Raw genomic sequence first — 2505 nt, forward strand, 5'->3', positions numbered from 1 at the left:
TGCGGGTGGTGTGGGCAGGTTGTTGTGGGTGCGGTTGAGCGGTGGGCCTGGTGCGGGGGTGCACTTTGTGACGTATGACGGCAACGGCAACGTGTGGACCTTGGTCTCGGCGAGCACCGGTACCGAGACTGCGCGGTACGAGTATGGACCGTTTGGGGAGCCTTTGCGGCTGACGGGCCCTGCGGCGGGTTCGAATCAGTTCCGGTTCAGCACGAAGCGGACGGAGGACGGGACGGGCCTGGTGCTGTACGAATACCGTGCCTACAGTCCCGCCCTGGGAAGGTGGTTGAGTAGGAATCCTATTGAGGAAAGGGGAGGACTCCATCTGTACGCATTCGTGCGGGGAGACCCAATTGGGAGAATAGATCCGTTGGGGCTCGAATGGAACGTTCTCAAATGCATGCAGTGGTGCAATGAGGCAGTAAAAGTCTGTCAACCGATTGGAAGAAAAAAGGCTGCGGAGTGGTGTTATGAGTGTTGTCTTGATGTGGGACCACAAGCCGAGGATAAAACAGACCGCCAGGCATATAAAGCCTGTATCGTGGCAACAGCCTCCGCGTGTTTGGCCGCACGTTGCTTTAAACCACCGAAAATGTCTCTCACTCCATGAACGTAGCTGAGAATGTCGCTCGCTGGATAGTGCGTTATCCAAGACATGCGGTGATTGGCCTTTCTATTCTATGGGCCTTTGCGTGCCATCAAATCGCAGACCTGGTCTTCGGCTTAACGGCAGACGCTTGGCACACCCCAATAAGAGACTACGCATTGGAGGCAGGTCTACCTGTTCTTGTTGTTGCGGGCCCGATATCATTTGCCCTGTTCAACCTACCCGGCTGGCTGATCCTGGGCTTGTCAACGTTGTTCGTTGGAGCAAGCGGATGGCGGTACAGCAGGCTCTTTTGTCTTTCGCTCTCTGGGGTGTTCCCATTCATGGATTGGGCATTAAAGGTCAGCTTCTACCATACGACCGGCCTGGGCCTTCCCAGGGCATGGCTGGGGTGGGTATATCTGTTTGGAATACCATTGCTCGGAGCGCCAATCGGGATTGTGTGTTGGTATATTGGGTGTTGGGTTCACCGGCGTCGGCTAAAACAAAGTGCGCAAGCGTGCAACACGCACCAGTGAGGTGCCGCAGACAGGTGCCAAGGAACCGGATGGAGCATTGTGCCCAGTCCAGATCTTGCTGGCGCATGGGTACTCCAGCGTCAGTGCCGATGCCAATGCGCGGTGGTGCCATGGGTGTCGCGGTTGAAACGGTAATGGGCCTCTGCTGGGAATGCGGATTAACCCGGGCCAGAAGCAGTCGGCAGGACACATGGGGCGGCAGGCGTGTACCAACTGGGGGCGATGGCAGTGGTCCGACGGTCGACGTGAGGGTCCTGGGGTGGGGCGGGAGGCCAGTTCGGGCGTAGGTGGATCTGTGGACGGTGTCGCGGAGAGGCAGGCTTGCGGGTCGCATGGGTGTGCAGCCATATGCATTTGTTGTTAATGCGCCAGTGTTCCGATAGGATATGTTCGGTCTCGTGCCGGCGACGGAAGTGCCCTGGTGGCCTCCCAAATGCGATCCACCCCCGCTGGCACGTCCGTGTGAGGTGGCCGAATACGCTATCGGGAGCTTTATGGAGTCGTCCCAGAAAAGGGCAGCGTGGGACAGGTATGTGTCGGGCACTGGGGGGACGTGGTATTTATCGTGCTCGGAGATGCGATCGGTGTTGAGCGCTGCCAGGGCCCAGAACGGGATGACCGTGCTGGAAATGATCGAAGCAGAGCGGCGCCGATGCGAGTATGGCCTTGTGGGTCATCCCAATTCAGACTGGTGGAAGGCTCGATGGTGGATGAGTCGAAGGAACGAGGTGGTGGCTGTGGGCGCCCCATGGGAGTGTGCGTTGGGCAATGCGGAGCTGTCGATTTACACGGAATGCGAGTGCAGCAAGTTCTTTTTTAGAGTGTGTTTGAAGGACACGTACGATGTCGATCCCAAGTGGCTAGAAACGCAGCGGCGTTGGGGTGAAGTTCCTGTGATTCTGGTGTCGGCCGCTCAGAATGCACTTAAGTGCGGTTGGACTCCATTCGAGTGTACGGGCTGTTATGCAACCGGATGTGGGCCGTAGGGTGGCGAAGGCGGTGTTGGGGGTTGCCTACAGCATGACGCTGATTGGGCTTCCACTGGCAGAAGCCATATACTTCGTTGGCGGATGGTTGGGGGGTTGGCTGCAACTTGCCGTGCACCTGGTGTTGTTTGGCAGCGTGTGGTTGGGGTGGGCGCTGAAGCGGTGGAAATGGGCGTTGTGTGGCGCGGGTGGAGCGGGTGTAATCATGGTGTCGGCGTATGTCTGGGGCAAGGTTGTGCATCCCGGACAGGTTATGGTGGACTATGCAGGGCCTTATTTGCTTGGGCTGACCGTTCTTCCTTTTGTGGGTGGCTTGTTCTATCCGGGGAAGTGGTATGTGAAGCTCGGGTTCACGGTGGTGGGAATGTTGGGTGAGTGTCTAACGTTTTTGGTG

General features: G+C 57.8%; 2 protein-coding genes and 1 pseudogene. All 3 read left to right on the forward strand.

The window, feature by feature from the left end:
* Positions 1-91 precede the first annotated feature (91 nt).
* Entirely contained in the window at positions 92-610 is a 519-nt protein-coding gene (locus G4L39_RS15920; RefSeq protein WP_425485742.1) for an RHS repeat domain-containing protein, read from the forward strand.
* Positions 611-1700: 1090 nt separating this feature from the next.
* A complete protein-coding gene (locus G4L39_RS09385) occupies positions 1701-2111 on the forward strand; it encodes a hypothetical protein (protein WP_165107731.1) in 411 nt (136 codons plus the stop codon).
* A pseudogene (locus G4L39_RS09390) lies at positions 2089-2505 on the forward strand (hypothetical protein); the annotation flags it as partial. The gene G4L39_RS09385 and the pseudogene G4L39_RS09390, both read left to right, overlap by 23 nt.

This window comes from Limisphaera ngatamarikiensis, assembly GCF_011044775.1.
In the GTDB taxonomy this organism is placed as follows: domain Bacteria; phylum Verrucomicrobiota; class Verrucomicrobiia; order Limisphaerales; family Limisphaeraceae; genus Limisphaera; species Limisphaera ngatamarikiensis.

What these genes read in the sequence shown, in the direction of transcription:
- G4L39_RS09385 (WP_165107731.1), top strand. Translation starts at nt 1,701, where the DNA reads ATGCGATCGGTGTTGAGCGCTGCCAGGGCCCAGAACGGGATGACCGTG.